Raw genomic sequence first — 24,510 nt, 5'->3', positions numbered from 1 at the left:
TCCTGCAGCGAATCGCCGATTCGCCGCAGGAGTTTTTGGTTTCTCTGCATACGTTCAGGCTTCGGCATCGTCGAACGATCCGATCATTTGTCGTTCGATCTGCTTCATTTCGTAGAAATAACCCCGGATCTGCATCAGCTGATCGTATGTGCCAGTCTCCACGATGACCCCCCGGTCTACAACGACGATCTGGTCCATCCGCTCAAGTCCGGCGAGGCGGTGGCAGACCATGACAAGTGTGTCGTCCTTCGCCCGCTCCAGCATCGCTTCAAGCACACGGCGTTCGGTCACGTAGTCCAGCGAGGAAGTCGGCTCGTCAAGCAGCCACAATCTGCCGCTTTTGAGCAGCGCGCGGGCGATTGCCAGCCGCTGCTTTTCACCGTCCGACAAATTCTCGCCTTTTTCCAGTATGAGATCGTCCAGCCGTTTACCCGGTAAATTGACCTGTTCCAGCACGTTCAGAAGTTCTTGCTCACTTCGGCTATCGTCTTCAAGCAGCAGATTGTCCCGAACCGTACCGCGGAAAAAATGACCGGCTTGAAGCACTACGTTTGTTCGGCTCCACAGATCTTCCGCATCCAGCTCGCCGATCGGCGTGCCGTTCAAGACAATCCGGCCTTCCGTCGGCGCGTGCAGCTTGAGGATCAGCTCCAAAATGCTCGTCTTGCCCGAACCGCTCGGGCCGACGATCGCCGTCTTGGACCCGGCTTCGAATTGAAGCGACACGCCGCTCAGCACAGGCCGCCAGTCTTCGGCGTACCGGAAATGGACATTGTCCAGTTCGACGGATACGGCTGCGTCCCGCTCAAGCTTCGCCGCGGGCTTCGAATCCGCTTTGCCGTCGGTGTTTGATTCCGCAGCGGCGAACGTTTCGCCCAGCCGATTGGCGGCGAAGGCGCTGTCCCGCTTGTAGGCGGGTAAGGTTGCCAAGGCTGCCGACTCGTCAAACACGGTCATTGAAGCCATGATGAGCATGGCGAGAAATACGCCGGCCATCGAGCCATTTGCGATAAGGAAGGCGCCGAGCACAAGCACACCCCAGGAAACGAAGAACGTAACGAAGCTGTGCAGCGACTGCCCGCGCAGCAGATGCAGCGCATCCGACTGCTGGGCTTCCGTCAGTTCGCCGGAAGCGGCGAGCAGAGCTTGTTCACACTGCTGCAGCCGGCCATACACTTTGAGATCGATGAAGCCGTACAGCAGTTCCGTCGTTTCCGAGGACAGGGCGGCGCGCTGCCGGCGTACCCGGCCGTCTGTTTTGTGCTGCCCGATCCGCACAAAGGCGGGAACGGCGAATGCCGTGATCAGCATGCCGAGCATAAGCAGCAGCGCAATCCAGATCGAGAAGAAGGAAGCAAACAGAACTGTAGCGAGAAAGACCGACACAACGATGATCGGCGGGTATGCGACGCGCAGGAAGTAGAACTGCAGGCTCTCGATATCGCCGACGATTCGCGCGAGTAGATCGCCGCTGCGCTTGCGGTTCAGAATGCCGGGCGCAAGCGGGACCAGTCTGGCGAAAAAGTCGGTCCGCAGACGGCTCAGCAGGGAAAAGGTGGCCCGGTGTGAAAACAGCCGTTCCCCGTAGCGGCTTGCGGCGCGTACCAGGCCGAGTATTTTGACCAGCGAGGTAAGCAGAATCAGCGTATACAGCGGCGGCACGAAGACCGTCTTCGCGATCAGATAGCCGCTGGCCGAGAACAGCACGACTCCGGCGATACCGGCCAGAAAGCCGCCGAGAATCGACAATAAAATGTCTTTTCGCTCTTTGAGCATCGCTCTGAAAAAGAGGGAAAATTCGCTCATGTTGTGATCCCCTTTCGCTGAATCTCGACCATCTGTGCATAAGGCGGCAGCGTATCCAGCAGTTCTTCATGACTGCCGCTGCCGATCAGTCGGCCTTGTTCCATAAATAAAATGCGGTCCGCCTGCCGGATCGTGTGGAGGCGATGGGCAATCGTGATGACGGTCGCCTGCTGCGACAGTTCGGCAATCGCCTGCATTAGAATCCGTTCCGTGTGTAGGTCGAGTCCGACCGTCGGTTCGTCGAACAGCAGTACGGACGGGCGCTTTAGAAAAGCTCGGGCCAGTGCTAGACGCTGCTTCTCGCCTCCTGACAGTCCACGTCCGCCGTCGCCGACGATCGTATCGTAGCCATGTTCAAGCTCGGCCGCGAGCGCAGACAATCCTGCCGCTTCGGCCGCTTGAACGATCTCCGTCCGCGAGACGTCGCGGTCGGTGCCGATCGCGATATTTTCCGCAACCGTTCCGGCAAAGATGTACGGATGCTGCGTAATATAAGTGACGTGCTTGAACCAGTCGTCTTCGCTTGCCTGCGTCAATGCGCGGCCCGCAATCCGAACTTCGCCGGACGAAGGAGGCAGCAGTCCGGCGATCAGATGCAGCAGCGTTGTCTTGCCGGAACCGCTTTTACCTACGATTGCAATCTGCTGCCCGGGCTCGATAAGCAGAGAACCAGCATTCAGCGTGAAGGCGTCCGACCCGTAATGGAAAGAGAGCTCACTCAGTTCGATCGCAGGGGGGAACGATTTCTCCGGAACCGAATCCTCTTGGCTTGCAGCGAAGGCCGGCGTCTGGTCCCCGCGGCTTGCCCCAAGGTCCGAAGCCGCGTCTACGTCGCTCGTCACCGTGCTGCCCATCATTGTGCTGCCTGTCACCGTGTTACCCCTCACCGATTGGTTGTCGCTCTGTCCAGCGGTTTGCGTCTCTCTGATGCCGTTTTCCGCCAAAGTGAGTTCGATGTTGCGGATCGCGCCGAGACTGGTGCGTCCGCCGTGAAAGGCTGTACCCATATTTTTGAGCAGGTTATAAAATTCAGGCACGAGCAGCAGAATCAGAAAAGCAGTATGGAACTGCATGTTCTTGAACACGACGAGCTGAAGGGCAAGTTCAAGCGCCACGATTCCGATACCCAGCATCACAATCGTCTCCAGCGCGAACGTATTGGTGAATGCGACCCGTAAAATGTCCATCGTCGCGTCGCGGTAAGACAGGCTGCTGCGTTCGATCTCCCGCTCCTGCCGCTTGGCCCGCCCGAACAGCTTCAGTGTCACCAGCCCTTGGAGCGAGTCGAGAAACGTGCCCGAGAAGCGGGCGAGCTGTTCGAATTTCTCTTCCGATTTGTGTTTGGTCTGGATGCCGATGAGCGCCATGAACAGCGGAATGAAGGGAGCTGTAAACAGTAAAATCAAGCCCGACGGCACATGCAAAATAAAGACGGCGATCAGGATCAGCAGCGGAATGATCGAAGCTTCGATCATTTTCGGCGTGTACTGGCTAAAGTAACCGTCCGCTTCGTCCACCGTATCGAGCGCGAGACTGACTTTGCCGCCCGTCTGTCCCTGCCGTGCAGTGATCAGCGGATTGGCGGCAAGGGTGCGGAGCAGCCGCGCACGCAGTTCTTTTTTGGCGTCCGCCGCGATCCGCAGTCCGATCCGTCCGTTGGCGTGAGCCAGCAGCGTGCGCACCGCCATGACGCCAAGCAGCAGCGCGAACACGGCGATCAGCGAAGCCGGGGCCGCTTTCTCCACGAAAATACGCTGCACCGCTTGAGCCAACAGCACAGCTTGTCCGATCGTTGCAGCTCCGAGTGCCAGCGACAACAGCCGAATCAGAAGTGTCCGTTTTTGATGCGCGGCCATCAGTTCGGGCAGAAGTCCGCTTTTTTGACGGCCGCGTCCGGTTTTGCTTTTTTTCATACCCGATCTCCTCCTTATTTTTTGCCTTTAACGTAATCCGCATCGAACAGGAACAACCGGAACACCAGAGCAAGCGACGGAATGAGCAGCAGCAGTCCGGCTATAAAGACGACGACGAGCGCGATACCCATCGCTTCCTGTGTCGCTCCTCCCTGGATCGTGATGTACGGATCAAGGATATACGGATAATGTCCGATCCCGTAAGCGAAAAAGGCGCACAGGAACTGCAGCATCAGACCGATAAACGCCCAGCCGTAAGCACGGCCTTTGAACAGCAGCCACAGCACGATTAGGAAAAAGACGACCGACAGCCCGAGCAGCCACCACAGATCCATCATGTTCTGGAAATGCCGGTTGTTATGCTGACTCAGATACAAAACGGACGTAAACGCGGCGATGATGGTCGGCGTGCTCCAGAACAGGGCGTAGCCGCGCATCAGTTCCAGCGCCGGCTTGTCGTCTGCCCGCGATGCATAGAAGGCCAGGAACGACGCACTGATAAACAGGATCGACGTGAGCGCAAGACCGACGATGCTCCAGGCGAGTGGGCTCGTGAACAGCTCCAAATAATCGAGCGTGACGATGCCGTTATTTTCTGTAATAAAGCCGCCTTCAGACAGCACGAGCGCCACGGACAGTGAGGCCGGAATGAGCAGGCCGGTCGCGCCGTAGAGGAACAGGAAGACGATATTTTTCTTGGACCCGTAGTTCTCGAACGCATAGAACGAACCGCGGATCGCGAGCAGAATAATGGCGATGCTGCCCGGAACGAGCAGTGCCGAACCGTAATAATGCGCTGCATCTGGGAAAAATCCGATCAGACCGACGAAAAAGAAGACGAAAAAGACATTCGTAATTTCCCAGACCGGCGACAGATAGCGGGAGATCAGCCGATTGATCAGATGATCTTTGCCCGTAAGGCGCGCATAAAAGGCGAAGAAGCCGGCGCCGAAATCAATCGAAGCAACAATTAGATAGCCATACAAGAAAATCCATAGGACTGAGATGCCGAGAATTTCGTAGCTCATGATACCGGATCACCTTCTTTCTTCGTCTGTTCATCCTGCAGCGCGTCTTGTTGAGCCTGAGCGGCTTTCTCCAGTTCAACTTCGGCTGGATTGTCGCGGAACAGCCGGCGCAGAACGACGGCGCACATCGTACCGAGCAGAATATACAGCGTGAGGAACACGAAGAACAGAATCACAATGCTCGGCGAAGTCGTGGCGGCTTCCTCGACCCGCATATAGCCCCGGATCATCCATGGCTGCCGCCCGATTTCCGCGTAGAACCAGCCTAGTTCGACGCCGAGGAATGCGAGCGGCGCGCCGAACACGATCACACGCAGCATCCAGCGGTTGAGCTCGACCCTTTTTTTGAGCAGTAGAAGCAGGAAGAATAAGGCCGAGACAGCCAGCAGGGTGAATCCAACGCCGACCATGGCATCGAACAGATAATGCACGAGCAGCGGAGGCTGTTCGTCGAGCGGGAACTCGTCCAGTCCCGTCACTTCCGCGTTAAAGTCGCTGAAGGCCAGGAAGCTGAGCGCATTCGGAATATGCAGCGCGCCCATGATCTCGCGTTCGGCGTTCAGCCAGCCGAGGAAGATCAGGTCGGCGCCTTGTTCCGTTTTGAAATGCCATTCGGCGGCGGCGAGCTTCTCCGGCTGGTGCTCCGCGAGGAACTTGGCCGATACGTCGCCCGCAAGTGCGGTCAGGAAGCTGAACAGCAGCAGGACGCCCATCATCAGCTTGAGTCCTTTTTTGGCATAGTCCGTTACGCCTTTTTTAAGGATCGAAAACGCAGCGATAGCGGCCAGCAGTGCGGCTCCGGTCATGTACGCGGAAGCCAGTACGTGGAACACTTTGGACGGCGTTGCTTCATTGAACATTGCCTGCAGCGGATTTACCGCCGTAAACTGGCCTGCTTCGAACAGGAAGCCTGCCGGTTGGTTCATGAAGCCGTTGACCGAAGTGATGAAGAACGCGGACATGGCCGCTCCCAGCACGACAGGTACAGTCAGCAGCCAGTGCAGGTACGGATTGCGGAAGCGATCCCAGGTGTACAAGTAAATGCCGAGGAAGATCGCTTCAAAAAAGAACGCGAACACTTCCATAAACAGCGGCAGCGCAATAACATTACCCGCCATCTGCATGAAGTTCGGCCAGACGAGTGCCAGCTGCAGCGCGATAGCGGTGCCGGTGACGACTCCGACCGCAACGGAGATAACGAAGCCCCGGGTCCATCGTTTGGCCATAAGTGTATAGTGAGAGTCTTTTTTGCGGATGCCCACGAATTCGGCGATGGAGATCATCAACGGAATCGCGACTCCGATTGTAGCGAAAATAACGTGGAACGACAGCGTTAACCCGGTAACGAGCCGGCTCCACATCACAGTATCGATCATCATGTGGCAAATCCCCTTTTCCAATTCTGCTTCTTTCGGTTTTGTACAAATGAATTAAGTCCATTATATCGAGATCCTCTGCAAAATCGGGCAATCGGCGAACGGATTCAAGAAAGGGTCAAAGCTTTACGGCAGTTTTGTGAAAAATGTCACAATAGTTCGTTCGAGCTATTGTTTGCCGGGTGTAGGTATGGTATTGAAACTTTTAATCTTATCGGTAATTAGAAAACTTGAATATGAAGTTTATCACTACTAGAGCACTTTACTAGGGCGTGTACGCAAACTCATCAACTTTTTCGCATAGAAGATATTTTCAACGCCCAGATCCGATTTCCAAGTTTAAATGAAGCCTTTGAACGTAAATACGAAGCCTATTATTGGTTTGCGTGTATGCCGGAATTGGACGTGTCTAATAAGATTTCACCCATAAGATTCAGCGTAAAGCCCAATAAGTGCCCAGATGCAACTATTTTCCGCAAAAGCTCGCCAAATCGTACAATAAGTGCGCAGGTGCAGCTATTTTTCATAAAAGTACAGTTAGAAACGCGAAAACGCTGAAATAAGTGTATGGGAGCACTTATTTCAGCGAAAGTTAGAAATTCGAGAAAAATAAGTGTACAGACGCACTTATTTTCTATTTCCCCGTTAAACCTTCAATTTCTTCTATTACACCTTCAATAATCTCTTTTAAGTTTTGCGGAAACAGGTTTGCATACAAGCCCTAACTAAATAAGGCGAGGAAGGATTAAAAAAGCAAGGAGCTGCTGAACTAGCAGCTCCTTGCTTTTTTCTGATTTGAATTCTTTAGAAATTTCTTTTTTTACAAATATTCGTCCATCCATCCCGCAATATGCGACAGCCGCGCCACCCGCAGCGACGGATGACCGCCGCGAGACAGGTCGTGGCTGGCACCTGGGAAGCGGACCAGCCGCGTCTTGCGGCCAAGGCGCTTGAGTGCGGTGAACAGCTGCTCGGCCTGCTCAATTGGGCAGCGCAGATCCTGTTCGCCGTGCAGAATCAGCAGAGGTGTGCGCATCTGCTGTACGTAAGCGATTGGCGAGTGTTTCCAGAGCAGATCCGTATCCTGCCAAGCATCTCCGCCAATCTGGTCTTCGGTGAAGAAGAAGCCGATATCGCTGACCCCGTAGAACGACACCCAGTTCGAGATCGAGCGCTGCGTTACGGCTGCCTTGAAACGGTCGGTATGGCCGACGATCCAGTTTGTCATAAAGCCGCCGTAGCTGCCGCCTGTTACGCCGAGACGCGATTCGTCGATGAAGTCATAATGTTCCAGCGCATAGTCGACCGTCTCCATCAGATCGCGATAATCGCCGCCGCCGTAGTCGCCCCGGCAGGCGTTGACGAACTCTTGGCCGTAGCCGTGGCCGCCGCGCGGATTGGAGAAGATAACCGCATAGCCTTTGGAAGCCAGCAGTTGGAACTCATGCATGAATGTATGCCCGTACATCATATGCGGACCGCCGTGGATTTCGAGAATTGTCGGAACTTTCGACGATTCGTCTGAAGCAGCTGTATGGAAGCCTACCGGCTTCATGATCCAGCCATGCACTTTCCAGCCATCCTTCGTCTCTACCCAAAACGCTTCCGGCTCGCTCAGTTCATGCTCACTGAGCCAAGCGCCGTTGGCATCTGTTAAGCGCGTCTCTTCCTTCGTGCCTGGGACGAAGCGGTACAGGTCACCTGGATTGAGCGGATCGGATACGGCTACGATGAAGCCGCCGTCATGATCCGGTGCCAACTGATACACATCGCGGTCACCGTCCAGCAGCACTTCATGTCCCGATCCGTCGGCTGCGAAGCGGGCCACACCTGCGCTGCCATGATGCGTGAACAGCGCGTAGACGGAGCTTCCGTCTTCGGAGAACAGCGGGTCCGGCGAACCCAGCCCGGCGCGCATATCGCCGACGACCAGATTGCCGACCAACAGATCGGGGTCAGTTACGAGAGAAGTAATCTCTCCACCGTCCGCCGGAATGATATACAAGCGGGTCAGCGTGGCATTGTGATACGAACGGTCGCTTGCGAAGAAAGCGATCTTCGAACCGTCCGGCGACCAGGCCATTTGTCCGATTCCCCAGTCGGAGCGGGACAGCTTACGAAGATTTCCGCCGTCTGCATCCGCGACGTACAGGTCGCTCACCAGCAGGAAGTCCGGATCGGTATCATCGCCTTCTTCTGGGATATAGGCGGTAAAAGCGAGTTTTGAACCGTCCGGCGACCAGGCAAAGCTTCCGGCATCGAAATCTCCGGAGGTGACGGCAGCCGCTTCGCCGCTGGATGCATCGACGACAAATAGGTGATTCCGTTTGCCGTTCCATAGACCCGAACCGTCGCCTTTATAGCGGATGCGGTCGATCACCGTTTCTTTCAGCGCCTTATCTTTGCTCCCGCTGTTGTCCGCCGATGTTCCGTCTTCTTGCTCCTCTGCGCTCGCTTCCGGATCAACCTGCGAGGAGACCAGCAGCTGCATGCCGTCCGGCGACCATTTGAACGAGCCGACCCCATTTGGGAGATCTGTCAGTACGCGGGCTTCGCCGCCGTTCGCCGGAAGCAGCCAAATTTGGCGCTTGTCATGATGCTTGCGTGCAAAGGCCATGAAGGAGCCGTCCGGCGACCAGATCGGAGAGGCATCTTCTTCACCCGACGTAAACACAACATCGTTTTCGCCGCTGCTGTTCATCGCACGAATTTTTGTAAGATAGCCGTCGCGAGCCTCATTAACCGTACGTTCGGTATATACGATGCGTCCGTCCGCTTTCGATACGTCGGGTGCGCCCACCCAGACGAAGCGGTACAGATCTTCCGCAGTCAGTCCGCGTTTTTCACTCATTGCTCACGCCTCCTATGTATATATTCTGTATAGATGCTGCTAGTATGCTACCTTTTATGATACGAGATGTGGGAAAAATCGGCAAACCGTACATGACGAGGGAGGATTGACTTCGGAATAGGAAGCAAAAGGGAGAAGAATCGGGGATATACGGGCGAACGCTGTCGTTTTTTTCCGAGAACCGGTTTTATGCGACCAGCGATTCATTGGCGGGCGGGTAGAAATACCGTAAAATTCATGTTAATAAGCGATTGAAAGTACGAATGGTATACTTTCAAGGAACTCGACCGCACACGGCAAATTTCAAGAGCACTGCAGGTCGTCTTGCCGAAAAGAGAAAGGTGAATCAATACGGAAATGAACGCGACTCAAGAGATTTTGCGGGTATGGAGACGGTTTGACGATTTTCCGATGGAGACCCTTACCAAAGCTTGGCTGCATGCGAACGGAGACTCGCTCAATCTAAGAACCGTTGAACGGATGCGCGAGGATCGGAAGAAATACGGCACATCCGGCAACTGTTTCGACTTGGCACTTTGGCTGCTGGACGAACTGCGCGGCGAAGGCATTTCCTGCTACCCGGTTGGCGATAAATTGGGAACCTACGATGCGCATGCGGCCGTTATTGCGCGTGGGAACGAGGGAGAGCGGTATTTGTGCGACCTTGGCGATCAATGGATTCAACCGATTTTGCTCGATCCGGGCGCGAAAGGCTATACGGAAGCGCCGCTGTCCGGCTTTTTTCCGGGTGCGCGTATTGCCGTCTCTTCGGACGGATACAAAGCGAATATTCGTTATATGCGTCCGGGAGGCAAAGAAAGTCGGGCCGAGTTCGATCTGGAGCCTGTAGACGAAGCCGAATTCAAGGAAGCCGCAGCCTATTCGCAGAGCCTGCTGTCGCTGCCGCTGGTGGAGAAGAGGCTGCTGATCGACAACGGCAGCCGAATTGTGCACTGGGAATATGAGAACGGCGCCTCTCAGATCAGCAGTGATCGGGGACTGTTCCACGAGAGCGAACCAATGGGAGACGAGACATGGGCGGCACGTATTTCGCGGCGTTCCGGTATCGACAAGGGGATCGTGCAGACGGCATTGGATATTTATGCGGCGGAAGGATTGTTGTAATCGGTCCAGACGATGGGAATTATGATCAACCAGGCAGTTTGCCGGGAAAAAGAAAGGACGGGAGGCGGCGAAGAGCCGCATTTCCCGTCCTTTTTGACGCCGCTGTATAAATTCCGGTGAAGTCCAGATCGGCAGCGGATAAAGTGATTCCTCTCCTCTACGGTTCATGACAAGTCTCCTTTGCTTATCGGGTGTACTCCTTCAGCGGGCGTACCATATGAATAGCGTTCGATCCGGACTTGTTCAAGATCATCGAACGCGTTAAGCAGAGTCTCCATATTCAGATCGTCAGGCGACGAGCAGAACGCATACAGAAAGTCGTAAAGAATCGGTCCCGCCATAGGAGACGGGTCGATGATCCCAATCAGCGCCGAATCCCGATACACAAAGTTATGAACCCCTGTATCGCCGTGCAGCAGGTATTTTTTCGCCTGCTCAGTTTGGGAATCAAACAAGCGATCAGCGGTTTGTCTGACATACCGGTAATCGTTTTCTGTCAGCACACTCCCCAGATTGATCCGGGCCTCTTCAATGCTGATCTCGTTAAACTCCTTCCATGTCCGTCTCGGATATTCCATCCTGCCCCAATGTTCGATATTTTCGCATTCCTCGTATCGATTGAGCAGTTCGCAGGTCAGAAGTTTCATCCAGTCTTTTTTGGCGCCGCGATTGAAATGGGTGATGCCTTCCATAAACGTGTATGCAAAGTAGGAATGGTCGGCAGCCGTTAGCAAAACTTTGGGGAGCAGCTTAGAGTTTTCGTATGTCCGGAGCAGGCGATTGGCGGATTGGATGCTTTCAGGATGATCGAATTTTAAAATGTAGGCATTTTCTTGCCGGGACTCCAATTTCAGCACAAGCCCTGTCGTCGTACCGGATAATTTTTGGATGCCTACGATTTCTTCGTGAACGCCGTGTCGTAGGAATAGATCATTCATGTGAGGCAGAGTAGGTTCAAACATCGTTTTTAAACTCCTTTTTAAAGTTCTATCCCGTAGCGGCGTTCTTCCGTGACGATGGAAAATCCGGCCGAAGTATACAAGTGCAGCGCCGAATCGTTCAGTGTCTCGACATCCAGCTCGACTTCTTCGCAGCCTGCTTCGCGGAGTTCCTCAAGTGCTCGGGTGAGCAGAGCGGAAGCTAAGCCGCGGCGGCGGTACGGCTCGCGCGTGAATACTTCCTCGATCGCGCCGACGTTTCCGTCTTCGATCCAATACATCAGACCCGCTGCTGTTTCGCCGTCCGCTTCGATCCGCAGCAGGCGCCAATTCGGTTGGGACGAGAGCTCCAGCAGACGCTTCACACCGATCGGCGTTTCCGGCCAAATCTCCAGATCAAGCGCCAGATACTCCTCCGTCTGTTTCTCCGTCAAAGTATCGAAGATCCGCCATGTGTATTCTTCGGGCAGGGGAATCGCTCCAATCGGTTCTGCTGCCGACAGATCTCGATGCATACGGAACTGTTTATTCAGTGGGAAAAATCCATGCAGGTCGGTAAAGTATCCAGTATTCTCGGTCTCCTCGGCATAGTTGCCAAAGCAGAGCAATGCACCGTGCGTGTCCGGCAGCTGCCGTTTAAGCTCCAAGGCTCGCTCATATAGTGTATGGTATACGGCTCCGAGCAGTACAGTATCGCTGCTGCGTTCCGGCAGTGTTTTTAAATTGAAGAAAATGCGGTGCTTGTTATTCCGATCGGCTGAAGAAGGCATAACGCTGAAGATATCGACCTGTCCTTTGGCAATCATCTTTCCATGTTCGAAAGCGCAGATGACATTCGGCCAATTGCTGCAATCTCCGACCCACCAGAAGATGACGCGGCGTTCTTCCGCTGTTTGTTTGTAAAAAGCGCCGAGGGCCGGAAAGTCACTTTCATAAAATGGCCGAATTTCGAAATCGGAAGTCTGATCGGAAGAGGGCATGCTCATATTGGTGTTCATAGGAAAACCTCCTTTTGAGAAACGATCCGTCTTCTTCCAGTATGCACCGGAAAAGGGCAGAGAAATGAACGATCTTGCGTAAAGGTTTGGGCCGGGAAGACACGGACTTCAATTACAAATTCCGCTGGCGGATTGCAATCCTGATTTAAGCTGTGCATTTGGAGAATGATTAGGTACAAAAACTTCCTTGAAAAGGAATGAAATCTTTTTGAATAAAAAACGAACTTTTTATCATTTTTACGCGTTCTTAACGTGCGTCCTTTGTTAAAAGTTTCGATCCCTTTCAAAATGAGGTTCCATTATTCAAAAAGGAGTTGTAAGAGTGCCTACGTTCGATCGAGATTTGAAATCTTCCGATTCTGCCGAGACAAGCCATGCAATCGGAGGTCTGCTTCTGCTGCTGCGTCCCAAGCAGTGGACCAAGAACCTGCTGCTGTTTGCGGCGCTGCTCTTCTCCTACGAGAAAATTAGCCTGTATACCGTAGGAGAAACGATACTCGGCTTCCTGCTCTTTAGCCTGGTTGCCGGCTGTGTGTACATATTGAACGATACGGCGGATCGGGAGCGCGATCGCAGTCATCCGGTCAAGCGGAATCGACCGATTGCTTCCGGCAGAGTAAGCCCCGCCCAAGCGCTCGGTTTCGGCGGTCTGCTGCTGGCTGTATCGCTGACCGCAGCTTTTCTGTTGAATCCGCTCTTCGGCGGATTGTGTGTCATTTACTTTGGACTGAATGTCGCTTACTCTTTTAAATTGAAGCATGTGGTCATTCTCGATGTCATGACAGTAGCGGCTGGCTTTGTGCTGCGAGCGATTGCCGGGGGTGTCCTGATCAAGGTACCGTTTACACCGTGGTTTCTGCTGTGTACGCTGCTGCTCTCGCTGTTCCTGGCGATCGGCAAGCGCCGGCATGAGCTGGTGCTGCTGCAGAACGACACCGGTTCGCATCGCAAAGTATTGGACAGTTATTCCATTGTGCTGCTGGATCAGATGAACACAATCGTAACAACAGCGGCCATTATTAGCTATTCGCTGTTCACGTTCACGGCCGACCGCAGCATTCATCTAATGTGGACCATCCCGCTTGTCATTTACGGCATGTTCCGCTATCTGTACCTGATTCATATGAAGAACAAGGGCGGGTCACCGGATAAAGTTCTGTTCGAGGACAAGCCCATCCTGATTACGGTGCTGCTGTACCTGATCAGTGTCGTATGTATTTTTACTTTTCTGGAGTAATCGCAGCTGAGTGCAGGCAGTGCTGTGAGAAAGACGTTTGGAAAGGAAGGAAAATCAGTGACAAAAGTGAAAATGGCCATTTTCGATCTCGACAAGACAGTGATCGGCCGCGATTCCATGTTCGAATTTGTCCGTTACGGAATCCGCCGTTCGCCGTCGGGTCTGTTACGGCTGCCGCTGATTGCAGGTCACAGTGTGTTATTCAAACTGGGATTGATGCGCGCCGAGACGGCCAAGCAAAGTTATTTCTATGCGATTAACCGTATGACGGAGTCCGATCTGGAACATTTTTACGAATCCCATCTGTCCCAGACGATCTACCCGCAGGCAAAAGAAGAGATGCGCCGACGCAAAGAAGAGGGCTATCATGTGCTGCTCGTAACGGCTTCACCTCATGCATACGCTCAGTATTTCGGACGGCTCCCTTGGGTGGACGATGTGATCGGCACACGGCTGAAACCGGGAGCGGACGGACACGGTTACACAAGCCGGATCGACGGTCCCAACTGCAAAGGCGAAGAGAAAGTGCGGCGCATTCAGCAGTATTTGGAGGAAAAAGGGCTTGAGATCGACGCCGATCAATCCTGTGCTTATTCGGATTCGCTGTCCGATATGCCGGTCATGGAGCTGGTGCGGCACCGGTACTTCGTCAATCGGCGGGTACCGGGAGCGGAGGAGCTGCGATGGAATCTGTGAACGAAAAGGCCCGACATACCGGAAAATGGCTGATGCTGATCTCCGCTTTTCTAACCGCGACCGGGCAGCTGTTCTGGAAATGGGGATTAGAGAATTGGATCTATCTGGGCATCGGTTTTACCTGCTATGGACTTGGCGCAATTCTGATGATCCGGGCATTTGCGATCGAGAAGCTGTCCGTCGCTTATCCGCTAATGTGTGTCAGTTATATTTTCGCGCTTGTCTACGGACATTTCCTGCTCGGTGAAGACATTACGCTGCAGAAGATGGCCGCGGTCCTGCTGCTTGGAATCGGGGTGACACTCACAAGTGTGGAACGTCGATAGCTGGATCGCTGTGCTGCTGCTTCCTATGACGCTGTGCGGAGCGATGGGAGGAGCCGGATTGAAGCTGTATGCAGACGGGAAAAATCGTCTTCATCTGCTGCTGGGCCTGGGCTTTTACGGGACGGGAGCGATCTTGAACATTGTGCTGCTGCAGTTTCTGCCGTTTACGGTTGTGCTGCCTGCCAATGCGCTGACTTACGTATGGACGCTTCTGATCGCCCGCTTCCGGTTTGGTGAACAGGTAAATAGGCTGCGCTGGCTGGGCATTTTGTTTATTTTGGGAGGATTGCTTTTGCTCGTTTGGTAATTGTTGAAAGAGTAAGTGGTATCGGTAAAAAGAATAGGCTGTGGAGGTTGGTTATGAATTTTGTTCGATACTTGTTTGCACAGCGGCGGACGAACGCGGTGGCGGCGGGATTATGCGCGGCCCTCGCGCTTTTTTATGTGCTGCTGAATTTGCCTTACATAAGCTATATGAGTGATCATACGGAGATGCTGCAGAGCTATAATCCTTTTTTCGTGGCACAGTTTCCGTTGAATCTGTTTAATTTTGATCCTTCTATGTACTATGGCACCAACAGCTCCTCGGTTATTCATCCGCTGATGTCCCTTTTGGCGGTTCCGCTCGGTATGGCAGCAGACGCTTGGGGAGGCAATTTGTTCTTCTTGATCCTGCAGTCGCTGCTGAACGGGGCTTCCGCTGCGCTGCTGCTGATCTATTTGAGTAAAAAGGACGATCGGCTGCTCCATCCTCTGCTGTTCTCGGCTTTGTTCGGATTGAGCTCCTACCTGATCTTCTCTTCGCTGATCCCCGACTCTTATCCATATGTGCAGTTTGGGATTCTTCTGTCCGTAGTGTATTTGCAGTATGGCAGAGCACGGGAAGCGGAAGGGGAAGAGGTACGGATCTGGCCGAATGCGGGATTCGCGGCCCTTCAGTTCGGATTAACTTCGACCAATGCCATTCCGTTTGGAGTGGCGCTGCTGGGAAACATGAAGGCTTGGCGAAGCAAGAAATCGCTGAACCGCTTCATCCGGATTGTTCTGCTCGCCATATTGATTGCGGCTGCAGCGACAGGGCTGCAGTATCTCTGCTTCGGCAAAATGTGGATCAGCGGCTGGATGGACGGGCTGCATGGCGGGGGCATGAGATATGCGACGCTGTTTAATCCGAATGTGCATGGTCCCGTATTCTATATGTTGGGAATCAATCCGATTCTGACTCCTTACATTCATCTGCTGAATCCGGATTCGGGAGCGTTCGTCACCGATATTGCACGCGGTTACCCCCTGCACGTTCATCTGACCGGCCTGTTTATTCTGCTGCTTGCGGCGGCAGGATTCGTACGCGGAATCCGCAGCCGGGAAGTGTGGATAGCAGCTTCCTATATCGGATTTGCAGCGCTGCTGCATTTGGTGATCGGGTTCGGACTTGCTGTTTATCAATATGATCTGTATTTGTACGCGGGTCATTACCTGTTCGCGTTCTTCCTGCTTGGCGGGGTCTGGACGATCGGATTGAGACAGGGCTTGTTTAAGAAAATCATTACCGGACTGCTGCTGATCGCGGTGTTGGTCACGGCTGCCAACAATGTTTATCTTCATACGGAGGCTCTTCGTGTCGTAAACGATTCCTTCGCGGCAGTTGAAGCGGGTTCCGCAGCAGCGAAGGAATAGCTGTGCTGTAAAGTTTGTGTTCGCTTGGAATAGATCTTTTGATTCCGTAAATTGTCGGCAAGCGCGCATGATCTGTTAAGCGGAAGGAATGGAAGCACGGTTCTGGATACGGCGCTCTGTTACGGATTCGACCACGAGCAGTCGTATATCCGTGCATTCAAGCGGCAGTTCGGAGTGACGCCCGCACAGTTTCGCCGGGGCACTGCGGAGATTCAACTTGTCGAACGCTGCGATCCATCGAGATTTACAGAGATCCGGCGCGGTGTGGTGTTTGAACCGACGTTTGTTATGAAGCCGCGAAGTTTGTATGCCGGTCGAAAAGCTACAATTGCCATTGCGGATAATTTTGAGCATCATACAGCCAACGCGCACGGCGTTTCTTTTTTCTATGGAGAATACGCCAAGATTCCCAATAAGCTGAAGCCAAATGTATATATCGGTCTTACGCTGTATCCGCCGGAACACGGACCGAATGCGACCGACTATTTGCCTTCCGCCGAAGTGTCTTCATTGGAAGGTTTGAAGCACGATTGGGACACGGCCGAGATTCCGGCAGGCAAATATGCGGTATTTAAGTATATCGGGCGTTTTCACCCTGAACATCTAACTATTCATCAGCTGAACGATATTTGGAATTACATGGACGAATGGATTACGCGCTCGCCGTACGAGCAGGCGCACGGCCATCATTTTGAGTACATTGACGCTTCGCTGGCACGGCAGGATTACTGCGAAGCGGATTTGTATCTGCCAATTCGGGACATTTGAATAGGGATCTGACCTTCTTGCCTTTATTTCTAAGAGTCAAATTGAAACCCTGAACGCTGCAGCGAAGTATATAACACAAATAGATGCGTCGTCCCGCCTGTGCTCAACCGCTGCCGGGACTATGCGCGTCACAAGGAGAGTGCATACATCATGAAGAAAATCGTTCTGGCACTAACGCTGTTTGCCGTCGCACTTACCGGATGCTCGGCCGTCGAAGAAGTCAATCGCTCGGTAGACTACTCAAGCGATGTGGTCGCATATATTAATGATGCTTCGAGGTGGGCAGAAGACCTGCCGCAGATGGCGCAGGAAGCTGCTAATGATCCGCAGGCTCAGGAGAAGCTGTCGCAGCAGTTGGACAGTATCCAGCAGCGTATCACCGAATTCAGCCAAGGGAAACCGCCGGAATTCGCTCAGGGACTGCACGAACAGCTCGCCGGATACAGCAGCAGCCTGAATACCCAAGTGGACGGGCTCCAGCAGCGGATTGAAGCGGGCGAATTCACGCCGGAAATGTTGAAGAATTCCGAAGTGATGCAGACGCTGGAAAATATCCGCGGAATGATGGATCAGTTCCAACAGTTTGGGCAGTAAGATTGCGTTTGACCGGAAGTTGTTAGATTTCAGTTTTCAGTTTACAAGCCGTATCCGATTCGGATACGGCTGTTTAACGTGCCAATAGCTAGGAACGGATACACGATCACTATGAATATGACAGTGCGATCAAAAGATAGTCGATCAACAAAACGCTTGTCGGTGTCAGGTCTTAATCTTTATAATGGGCAGAAAAAAGAAAGGGCGATTGCGCATGAATGTTATTTTGCTCAAACATTTCGACTTTGACGATCCGACTGTCTTCACCGATTGGGCCGGACGGGAAGGGCACTGCCTGACGGTAGTGAATCCGACATGCGAATCGCTTGATCTGTCGCTGCTGGATACAACAGATCTGCTTATTGTGGGCGGCGCACCTATGGGCGTCTACGAGGAAGAACGGTACGATTGGCTGCTTCCGGAGAAAATTTTCGTAAAAAAGGCGGTTGACCGGAAAATCAAAGTGTTCGGCATCTGCTTCGGTGCGCAAATGCTGGCCGAGCTGCTCGGAGGCCGTGTCTATCCGCATTCGCTGAAAGAGATCGGTTGGCAGACCATTCGGCGCAGTGCCGAGCCGCATCCGGCTCTGGCCGGACTGCCGGAAAGCTTCCGCTCGCTGCAGTGGCACGGCGATACGTTCGATCTGCCGCCAGGAGCGCTGCTGCTGGCTGAATCGGAACATTGCACCCATCAGGCGTATGCCTGGGGAGAGCATGTGTTGGCCGTGCAGTTTCATCTGGAAACGTCGCAGGCGTGTCTGAATACAATGATGGACGTATGGGCACATGATTTGCAGCGTGAAGACGCTTCGGTTCAGCCCGCTGAAGAAATTGTTCGGGAAAGTGGGAGAACGGTGGAATCGTTCGCCATGCTGCAGAATATTTTGAATCGCTTCGCATCTATGAGAATAGTTGAGAACGCATAAAATTTTATGAAAATTTCTTGAAAAATAGCTGTACCTTGCAGGAATTTTGAGTATAATCTTTCATGAGAAGAGGTCGATCCGGAGATCCCGAATCGGCCTTCCTTACTGTCTAAAACAGGGATTCTATTGAACCTGAATATGGGCTGCTTTTTACTTTGAATATAAATCGTTTTCGGTAGTCGTAAAGGTCACCCCATAATTGAAGGAGGATTGAATAACGTTTGAAAAAGTTAGTCTGGATGGGGAGTCTGTTCTACCTCCTCATGGGATTCGTTAAAGTTACCGTTGCCTCAATCATTACTGTACTGCTTCCTCTGTACGACCGGGTCTATACGGATGCGGGAGCGCTGATCTTTATCGAATTTGGCGCTTCGATCTTCGGCATGCTTATTCAGCCTTGGCTGGCGAACCGCATGTCCAAAAAAACGATGCTTCATATCAGTGCATGGGGTGTGGCAGCCTCGTATCTGCTGATCGCTTTTCTGCCGTCATGGCCGCTGCTGCTGGCCGGATTCGCTCTTGCCGGGTTCCTCGGCGGCATTATCGAGTCGGTTATAGCGGCTGTTATTCTGGAAGGATTGCAGTCCAATGCGGCCATTGCCATGAGCCGTCTCGAAGTCGCTTTTGGCGTTGGATCATTGATGCTGCCGCTTGCGATTGGCATGCTGATCGTCAGTGGAATGTGGAATTATGCTTTGTTCGGCATTGCGGCTTACTGCATATTCTTGTCGCTGTTCGTTCGATTCACCCGCTTTGGCGACGCGGAACCACTGTTCCGGCCCGCCTACAAAGCTCAGGTGCCTAACGCTGTACCGGCGGGAGCGGCTTCGTCGGGTCCAGTGGGAGCCGTCGTGGCTGCCGCAGCTACAAATCACCCTTCTGCCCGCAGGAAGCGCGTGCTGAGCGCTCCTGGAGCCTTGATGCTGCCGGCATTCATTCTGCTGTTCTTCTTCTATGGAGCAACAGATATCGGACTGGTCAACTATCTGCCGTCGTTAATGTTGGAGACGGGAATGGCCGACGCCGCTACGGCACCGATCAGCGTAACTGTATTCTGGGCGGCTATGATTGCGGGCCGTATGTTTGCAGGCTACGAAGCGGAGAAGCTGGGCTACCGCAGATACCTGTTTATTCATTGGAGCGGCATGATCATTCTGCTGTCGCTGTTCGCCGTTAATCGTAATGCGATGATCGGCTATGCACTGATCGTGCTGCTTGGTCTGACACTGTCCGGTTTGTACGTCGTAACGCTCGTCTATGCCAAGAAGCTGATGCCGCGCAATATCGCGCGCAACACCAGTATTCTGATGGCGGGCTGTGCCGTCGGCGGCGGATTGTTCTCTGTTACCGCCGGACGAATGCTCGATGCCATGCCGCCATCTTACGTACAGTGGATGATGGCAGGGATCGCTCTGCTGAGTCTGCTAACGTATATCCTCTACGCCAAGGAACGTCAGGCGGAGACGAGTGCGGAGCTGGCACAAGCTTGAGCCTGTCGGTCCATCTGGACTTGGAGCAGCGGATTTGAAGAAGAATAGGTTTCGTAATGGAGGAAAGCCGCTGCGTAATAGGACGCAGCGGCTTTTTGGAACGTTTGCCGTTTATGCTTTTTGTCTCTAAGCTTCCAAATCGTTCATTTCCTCATATCTCTGGATGGTAGTCTTCGCTAAAACAAGGAAATGATTCAAAGGCAAACGGGAGTGTTAAGCATAAATCAATTGCATCAGTGGAATTTGCCTGGTCTGTACCTACAAAATTCAGAGGATAGCGGAGGTCGACATGGAAACAGAGGCATTACGAAACGTAGAGTTATTGGCCCTTAAAAAGCATAAGGTTTACAAGCAAAGTATCATCCGCTACATACTGCGCTCGGTTCTGGCAAGTATGTTTATCGGCTTCGGCGTTATCGTAGCATTTCGCGCAGGCAGCTTTTTCTACCTCGTAGATTCTCCGATGACCTATCCGATTGCGGCAATCACATTTGGGGCTGCAATCATTCTAATCTCGTACGGCGGCGGCGACCTGTTTACGGGGAATACGTTCTATTATACGTACGCGGCGCTGCGCAGAAAGATGAAATGGACGGAAGTCGTCAAGTTGTGGGTGACCAGCTATACCGGAAATTTGATAGGGGCTTCGCTGTTCGCAGGCTTCATTTTCCTGACCGGCCTGTTCGCTTCACCTGATATTAACGGCTTTCTGCTCAATGTCGTTCAGCACAAAATGGAAGCGCCGACGAGTCAATTATTTTTCCGCGCCATTTTGTGTAACTGGCTCGTTTGTATGGCCTTCTTCGTGCCGATGTTCATGAAGGAGAACGGAGCGAAGATGTTTGCCATGATGCTGTTCGTGTTCTGCTTCTTTATCTCGGGTTACGAACATAGCATCGCCAATATGTGTACGTTTGCGATTGCGTTTGTCGTCGATCATCCTGCCGAGATTTCTATGGCCGGTGTTGTGCACAACCTGGTTCCGGTTACGCTGGGCAATCTGGTTGGCGGTGTAGGGCTGATGGGCTTTATGTATTATATCGTCAACAAGCCATACCTTGATCAAGAGGACCAAGAAGCTCAAGAGAAGCATTAAGCGACATCCTTGTCTATAACAAAAAAGAAGGGCGAGCCGATTGGAATCGGTTCGCCCTTCTTGCTGTACATTTCTTTTGTGCGGATTTAGAGGCGGGTGTTACTGCAGGCTGCCTTTGCCTTTTTCCGTCAGGTTCTTGATGAATTGAAGGGCTTCAGCTCGAGTAAGCGTGCTGCTTCCTTTGAACGAAGTGATTGTTTTTTCGGTTTTGCTGCTGCCCTGGGCAATGCCTGTGGAAAGCAGGTAGCGGATTGCATCGTTTCCTTTAAGATTCATGCCGTTGGCGGAAGCTATCATCTCGGCGACCTGAATGCGTGTCAGGTTCTGGCTGCGTGCTGCCTTGGAAGAAGAACCTTTAACCGGCAGATTCAGCTGTTTCGCGCGAGCGTAGTACGTGTTCGACCATGTTCCCGAAGTGGAGTTCTTCACTTCCGGTTCGAAGGCACGGATGAGCATAGCCAGGAATTCGGATTCTGTGACTGTAGCGCTCGGTTTGAACTGTCCGTTTCCATAACCTTTGATCAGTCCCCGTTCAAAGGCCCATGAGACTGTAGTGCGGCCCCAGAATGTCGAAGGGATGTCCGAGAAAGGCAGTGCGGCCGGAGTTTTGGTCGGCACGGATGGAGCCGGAGCTGGTGCCTGTACGACCGGCTTTGCTGCTACCGGAGCCGGTTTCGCTGCTACTGGAGCCGGCTTGGCTGGTGCAGGGGCAGGGGCAGGAGCAGGAGCTGGAGCCGGTGCAGGAGCTGCGCCACCACCACCGCCAGCAGGAATCTGTGCACTGCCGCCCGAAGGAGCAGGTGTTGTGACAACCGGCATCTGAATGGCTTCTGCAGGTGCAGATGGAGCCGGAGTGCTTTCTGCCGGAGCTGACTGAACCGGAGCCGGCTGAGGAGCAGGTTCCGAAGTCACTCTCTCTTCAGTAGAAGGCGCTGCGGGTTGCGGTGCCGGCTGTGTTCTGCCGGAAACGGTGATGCCTGCCGACTCATTACCAGCCGTATCGACTGTAGTCAGACGGAAATCGTAAGCTGTATCTGGCGTCAGGCCAGCGGCCTGGTAAGTGACTTCTGTTACCGTTGTCGGCTCGGAAGAAGATCCGGCATATACGTTGACTGTTTTGAAGTCATAATCGGCCGGCAGTGTCCAGCCCAGCGTGAGGCTGTCCGTCGTGCTTGAGGTAACGGCTGCGCCACTGACTTCCGCCGGTGCAGTAGTGTCGGTCTTCGACTTAAACGTTATGAAGCCTTCTCCGTACAGCTGATCACGGCCTTCAGCACCGAGATCCACAGCATAGTTTTTCAGCAGTGTCCGCAGAGTAGCGGCGGAAGCCGATGGATTTTTCTCTTTCAGCAGAGCCAGTTCGCCCGCTATATGCGGAGCGGCTTGGGAAGTGCCGTCCATCCAAACATGCGAGTGCCCCTTGCTGATCGGGTATGTTGAGTGGATCATTACACCCGGAGCGGAGAATTCAACTGTTGGACCAGAAGAAGAGAAGACTGCATGATTCAGGTTTTGATCAACAGCAGCCACAGAAATGACGCTGTCGTATTTGGCCGGATAATTGACGGTATCTTGATCCACATTTTCTACTGTTCCGCTGTTGCCGGCGGAAGCAACGACAAGAATATTCTGATTGTAAGCTTTGTCTACCATATCGTGGAGAGCTTGAGAGTCTTGATCTCCGCCAAGCGACAGGTTAATGATGTCCATGTTGTTTTGGATTGCCCAATCTAAGCCTTCCAGCACATCGATCAGAGAACCTTTGCCATCGGCAGCCAGTACTTTGACAGCGTAAAGCGATACGTTAGGGGCTACGCCGGTTACCTCACCAACTCCGCTGTCTGCAGCGATGATTCCGGCAACGTGCGTACCATGTCCGTTATCGTCGTCGTAATTCGCATTCGTTTCAAGGCCGACAGTAGAGATGCCTCCGGCAATTTTCAGTTCAGGATGCGAGGCAATGCCCGAATCGACTACTGCGACTTTAACGCCTTCTCCCGTAAATCCCTGGCTCCACATAGTTTCTGGCGATACCTGCTGGTAATTCCAGTTCTGCTGTTCAGAAGCACTCGCAGGAGGTGTAACACTGTATCCTTGAACATCCGTATTGGTCAATTGGAATGTGACATTGCGTTCGACATAAGCGATATCCGGATTCTGCACAAGATCCTGCAGACCTTCGGCGCTTACAGTAGCCGATACGGCAGGCACTGTTTCAAATTCATGTTGCACTTCGACGCTCTGTTCGAGCGCTGCATCCTTGCCGTCTTCGTTTTTATATACAATTACGACTTCCTGGTCAGGCCCTTCTGCTGTAGGCGCCGCATAGACGGGCGCTGTTCCTGCTGGAGACAGCAGGGGCAGGGCGATCAGGGAAGACAATACAATGGACAGATGTTTTTTATTCATGGTGTGCATAACCTCCCTAGTCTTAAATCCGACAACACGGATTAATTTAATATATCGGCAGGAACGGAAGAGAAATTAGGGTTTTTTTGAAGATGCACAAAAAGATTTTGCGAAACATTTTAACTCTTATAAATTAACCAAAAGTTAACCAATAATATAATCATTAATGAATCGTCACACGATGTTTTTTCCTTTTTCATAGAAGGATATTAAATTTTTGAGAAATAAGTTGACTGTAAGCGCTTTTAGAATTACTATATAATCACATAGTGATCAAAAGTTAATCAATACATCATCGAAAGAACAATTCGTACTTAATTTAATGTAAAGGGGAAAGGTCATGAGCGAACAACACATTGCCTGGGGCATTGCGCCAATCGGGTGGCGTAACGATGACATACCCGAGATTGGAGCAGGCAATACGCTGCAGCATCTGCTTAGCGATATTGTCGTAGCCGGTTTCGAAGGAACCGAAGTAGGCGGTTTTTTTCCGGAAGCTCATATCTTGAACAAAGAGTTGGAGCTGCGTAAGCTGCGTATAGCCGGTCAGTGGTTCAGCAGCTTCATCATACGCGACGGACTTGATCGCTCAATCGGCCCGTTCCGGGCACAATGTCGATATTTGCAGGAAGTGAAGGCCGATGTTATCGTCGTTTCCGAACAAACGGGAAGCGTTCAAGGTTTGGACTGCAGCGTCTTTACGGAGAAACCGCATTTCAGCGATTCGGAGTGGGACGTTCTGTGCCGGGGATTAAACGAATTGGGCAGCATTGCACAGGAGTATGGCCTTCGCTTGGTCTACCATCATCATATGGGAACAGGCATACAGACCGCCGAAGAGGTGGATCGACTGATGGCCGGAACCGACCCGTCTAATGTACAGCTGCTATATGATACGGGACATATCTTCGTATCGGACGGCGACTATATGACCATTTTACGCAAACATATCGAGCGCATCGGCCATGTTCACTTCAAGGATGCACGCCGTACTGTACTTGATGACTGCCGAAGCGGCGGAAAGTCTTTCATGCAGTCTTTCCTAAGCGGCATGTTCACAGTACCCGGCGACGGCTGCATCAATTTTAAAGAAGTCTACAATTTCCTTACTGATAGCGGTTACACAGGTTGGATTGTCGTTGAGGCCGAGCAGGACCCCGATGTGGCGCATCCGCTTGAATATGCTTTGATGGCACGCCGCTATATTAATGAAACACTGCTGACGCAAACTCCAATACAGACTTGAAAGAGAGGCGA

The 24,510-nt window shown here is 52.7% G+C and carries 20 protein-coding genes; 12 read left to right on the top strand and 8 right to left on the bottom strand.

What is annotated here, in order from left to right:
• Positions 1-54: 54 nt before the first annotated feature.
• The 5 genes from cydC to F456_RS0108825 all read right to left on the bottom strand — a co-directional run bounded on the left by cydC (position 55) and on the right by F456_RS0108825 (position 8,974).
• Positions 55-1,806: a thiol reductant ABC exporter subunit CydC gene (gene cydC, locus F456_RS0108845; RefSeq protein WP_018976658.1), complete on the bottom strand. Its 1,752-nt coding sequence runs from the start codon at positions 1,804-1,806 to the stop codon at positions 55-57.
• A complete protein-coding gene (cydD, locus tag F456_RS0108840) occupies positions 1,803-3,719 on the bottom strand; it encodes a thiol reductant ABC exporter subunit CydD (RefSeq protein WP_018976657.1) in 1,917 nt (638 codons plus the stop codon). The genes cydC and cydD overlap by 4 nt, the downstream gene beginning before the upstream one ends.
• A gap of 14 nt (positions 3,720-3,733) precedes the next feature.
• On the bottom strand, positions 3,734-4,747 hold the full coding sequence (locus F456_RS0108835) for a cytochrome d ubiquinol oxidase subunit II (RefSeq protein ID WP_018976656.1): 1,014 nt from the start codon (positions 4,745-4,747) through the stop codon (positions 3,734-3,736).
• Positions 4,744-6,126: a cytochrome ubiquinol oxidase subunit I gene (locus tag F456_RS0108830; protein WP_018976655.1), complete on the bottom strand. Its 1,383-nt coding sequence runs from the start codon at positions 6,124-6,126 to the stop codon at positions 4,744-4,746. Before F456_RS0108830 ends, F456_RS0108835 begins: the two co-directional genes overlap by 4 nt.
• A gap of 817 nt (positions 6,127-6,943) precedes the next feature.
• Positions 6,944-8,974 (bottom strand): S9 family peptidase, encoded by a 2,031-nt coding sequence (locus F456_RS0108825; RefSeq protein WP_018976654.1) that lies wholly within the window; start codon positions 8,972-8,974, stop codon positions 6,944-6,946.
• A gap of 357 nt (positions 8,975-9,331) precedes the next feature.
• Here F456_RS0108825 and F456_RS0108820 point away from each other — a divergent pair, with 357 nt between their 5' ends.
• Positions 9,332-10,099 carry an arylamine N-acetyltransferase family protein gene (locus F456_RS0108820; protein ID WP_018976653.1) on the top strand — a complete coding sequence of 256 codons (768 nt, stop codon included), beginning with the start codon at positions 9,332-9,334 and terminating at the stop codon, positions 10,097-10,099.
• 164 nt (positions 10,100-10,263) lie between these two features.
• Here the strand turns inward: F456_RS0108820 and F456_RS0108810 are convergent, their stop codons facing one another.
• Together F456_RS0108810 and F456_RS0108805 are read right to left on the bottom strand one after the other, a co-directional pair.
• Positions 10,264-11,061, bottom strand: a complete 798-nt coding sequence (locus F456_RS0108810; RefSeq protein ID WP_018976651.1) for a phosphotransferase — start codon at positions 11,059-11,061, stop codon at positions 10,264-10,266.
• A 17-nt stretch (positions 11,062-11,078) separates the two neighbouring features.
• Positions 11,079-12,035, bottom strand: coding sequence for a GNAT family N-acetyltransferase (locus F456_RS0108805; protein WP_018976650.1), 957 nt, complete (start codon positions 12,033-12,035; stop codon positions 11,079-11,081).
• A gap of 343 nt (positions 12,036-12,378) precedes the next feature.
• On the opposite strand from F456_RS0108805, the gene F456_RS0108800 reads away from it, so the two are divergent.
• From F456_RS0108800 to F456_RS0108755, 10 genes are all read left to right on the top strand, one after another.
• A complete protein-coding gene (locus tag F456_RS0108800; RefSeq protein WP_026293755.1) occupies positions 12,379-13,272 on the top strand; it encodes a decaprenyl-phosphate phosphoribosyltransferase in 894 nt (297 codons plus the stop codon).
• 57 nt (positions 13,273-13,329) lie between these two features.
• Positions 13,330-13,968 carry an HAD family hydrolase gene (locus F456_RS0108795; RefSeq protein WP_018976648.1) on the top strand — a complete coding sequence of 213 codons (639 nt, stop codon included), beginning with the start codon at positions 13,330-13,332 and terminating at the stop codon, positions 13,966-13,968.
• The gene (locus tag F456_RS0108790) at positions 13,956-14,294 is read left to right on the top strand and encodes an EamA family transporter (RefSeq protein WP_018976647.1); all 339 of its coding nucleotides are present in this window, start codon (positions 13,956-13,958) and stop codon (positions 14,292-14,294) included. Before F456_RS0108795 ends, F456_RS0108790 begins: the two co-directional genes overlap by 13 nt.
• On the top strand, positions 14,278-14,601 hold the full coding sequence (locus tag F456_RS0108785) for an EamA family transporter (protein ID WP_018976646.1): 324 nt from the start codon (positions 14,278-14,280) through the stop codon (positions 14,599-14,601). The genes F456_RS0108790 and F456_RS0108785 overlap by 17 nt, the downstream gene beginning before the upstream one ends.
• Before the next feature lie 53 nt (positions 14,602-14,654).
• Positions 14,655-15,971 carry a DUF6080 domain-containing protein gene (locus F456_RS0108780; protein ID WP_018976645.1) on the top strand — a complete coding sequence of 439 codons (1,317 nt, stop codon included), beginning with the start codon at positions 14,655-14,657 and terminating at the stop codon, positions 15,969-15,971.
• Positions 15,972-16,022: 51 nt separating this feature from the next.
• The gene (locus tag F456_RS0108775) at positions 16,023-16,739 is read left to right on the top strand and encodes a GyrI-like domain-containing protein (RefSeq protein ID WP_018976644.1); all 717 of its coding nucleotides are present in this window, start codon (positions 16,023-16,025) and stop codon (positions 16,737-16,739) included.
• A gap of 150 nt (positions 16,740-16,889) precedes the next feature.
• Complete coding sequence (locus F456_RS0108770; protein ID WP_018976643.1) at positions 16,890-17,333, top strand: DUF6376 family protein; 444 nt, start codon at positions 16,890-16,892, stop codon at positions 17,331-17,333.
• 214 nt (positions 17,334-17,547) lie between these two features.
• Positions 17,548-18,258: a type 1 glutamine amidotransferase gene (locus tag F456_RS0108765; RefSeq protein ID WP_018976642.1), complete on the top strand. Its 711-nt coding sequence runs from the start codon at positions 17,548-17,550 to the stop codon at positions 18,256-18,258.
• A gap of 221 nt (positions 18,259-18,479) precedes the next feature.
• A complete protein-coding gene (locus F456_RS0108760; protein ID WP_157060044.1) occupies positions 18,480-19,748 on the top strand; it encodes an MFS transporter in 1,269 nt (422 codons plus the stop codon).
• A gap of 289 nt (positions 19,749-20,037) precedes the next feature.
• Complete coding sequence (locus F456_RS0108755; protein ID WP_018976640.1) at positions 20,038-20,844, top strand: formate/nitrite transporter family protein; 807 nt, start codon at positions 20,038-20,040, stop codon at positions 20,842-20,844.
• 99 nt (positions 20,845-20,943) lie between these two features.
• On the opposite strand, the gene F456_RS23560 is transcribed toward F456_RS0108755, so the two are convergent.
• Complete coding sequence (locus F456_RS23560; RefSeq protein WP_018976639.1) at positions 20,944-23,253, bottom strand: S8 family serine peptidase; 2,310 nt, start codon at positions 23,251-23,253, stop codon at positions 20,944-20,946.
• A gap of 340 nt (positions 23,254-23,593) precedes the next feature.
• Here F456_RS23560 and iolE point away from each other — a divergent pair, with 340 nt between their 5' ends.
• Entirely contained in the window at positions 23,594-24,499 is a 906-nt protein-coding gene (gene iolE / locus F456_RS0108745; protein ID WP_018976638.1) for a myo-inosose-2 dehydratase, read from the top strand.
• Positions 24,500-24,510: the final 11 nt, after the last annotated feature.

Source organism: Saccharibacillus kuerlensis DSM 22868 (assembly GCF_000378145.1).
In the GTDB taxonomy this organism is placed as follows: domain Bacteria; phylum Bacillota; class Bacilli; order Paenibacillales; family Paenibacillaceae; genus Saccharibacillus; species Saccharibacillus kuerlensis.
The sequence above is the reverse complement of the archived record's forward strand: the minus strand, read 5'-3'. Positions and strand labels throughout refer to the sequence as shown.

Excerpts from the sequence above, each read along its gene's own strand:
- cydC (WP_018976658.1), bottom strand. The coding sequence starts at position 1,806 with ATGAGCGAATTTTCCCTCTTTTTCAGAGCGATGCTCAAAGAGCGAAAA.
- cydD (WP_018976657.1), bottom strand. The coding sequence starts at position 3,719 with ATGAAAAAAAGCAAAACCGGACGCGGCCGTCAAAAAAGCGGACTTCTG.
- F456_RS0108835 (WP_018976656.1), bottom strand. The coding sequence starts at position 4,747 with ATGAGCTACGAAATTCTCGGCATCTCAGTCCTATGGATTTTCTTGTAT.
- F456_RS0108830 (WP_018976655.1), bottom strand. The coding sequence starts at position 6,126 with ATGATGATCGATACTGTGATGTGGAGCCGGCTCGTTACCGGGTTAACG.
- F456_RS0108825 (WP_018976654.1), bottom strand. The coding sequence starts at position 8,974 with ATGAGTGAAAAACGCGGACTGACTGCGGAAGATCTGTACCGCTTCGTC.
- F456_RS0108820 (WP_018976653.1), top strand. The coding sequence starts at position 9,332 with ATGAACGCGACTCAAGAGATTTTGCGGGTATGGAGACGGTTTGACGAT.
- F456_RS0108810 (WP_018976651.1), bottom strand. The coding sequence starts at position 11,061 with ATGTTTGAACCTACTCTGCCTCACATGAATGATCTATTCCTACGACAC.
- F456_RS0108805 (WP_018976650.1), bottom strand. The coding sequence starts at position 12,035 with ATGAACACCAATATGAGCATGCCCTCTTCCGATCAGACTTCCGATTTC.
- F456_RS0108790 (WP_018976647.1), top strand. The coding sequence starts at position 13,956 with ATGGAATCTGTGAACGAAAAGGCCCGACATACCGGAAAATGGCTGATG.
- F456_RS0108780 (WP_018976645.1), top strand. The coding sequence starts at position 14,655 with ATGAATTTTGTTCGATACTTGTTTGCACAGCGGCGGACGAACGCGGTG.
- F456_RS0108770 (WP_018976643.1), top strand. The coding sequence starts at position 16,890 with ATGAAGAAAATCGTTCTGGCACTAACGCTGTTTGCCGTCGCACTTACC.
- F456_RS0108765 (WP_018976642.1), top strand. The coding sequence starts at position 17,548 with ATGAATGTTATTTTGCTCAAACATTTCGACTTTGACGATCCGACTGTC.
- F456_RS0108755 (WP_018976640.1), top strand. The coding sequence starts at position 20,038 with ATGGAAACAGAGGCATTACGAAACGTAGAGTTATTGGCCCTTAAAAAG.
- F456_RS23560 (WP_018976639.1), bottom strand. The coding sequence starts at position 23,253 with ATGAATAAAAAACATCTGTCCATTGTATTGTCTTCCCTGATCGCCCTG.
- iolE (WP_018976638.1), top strand. The coding sequence starts at position 23,594 with ATGAGCGAACAACACATTGCCTGGGGCATTGCGCCAATCGGGTGGCGT.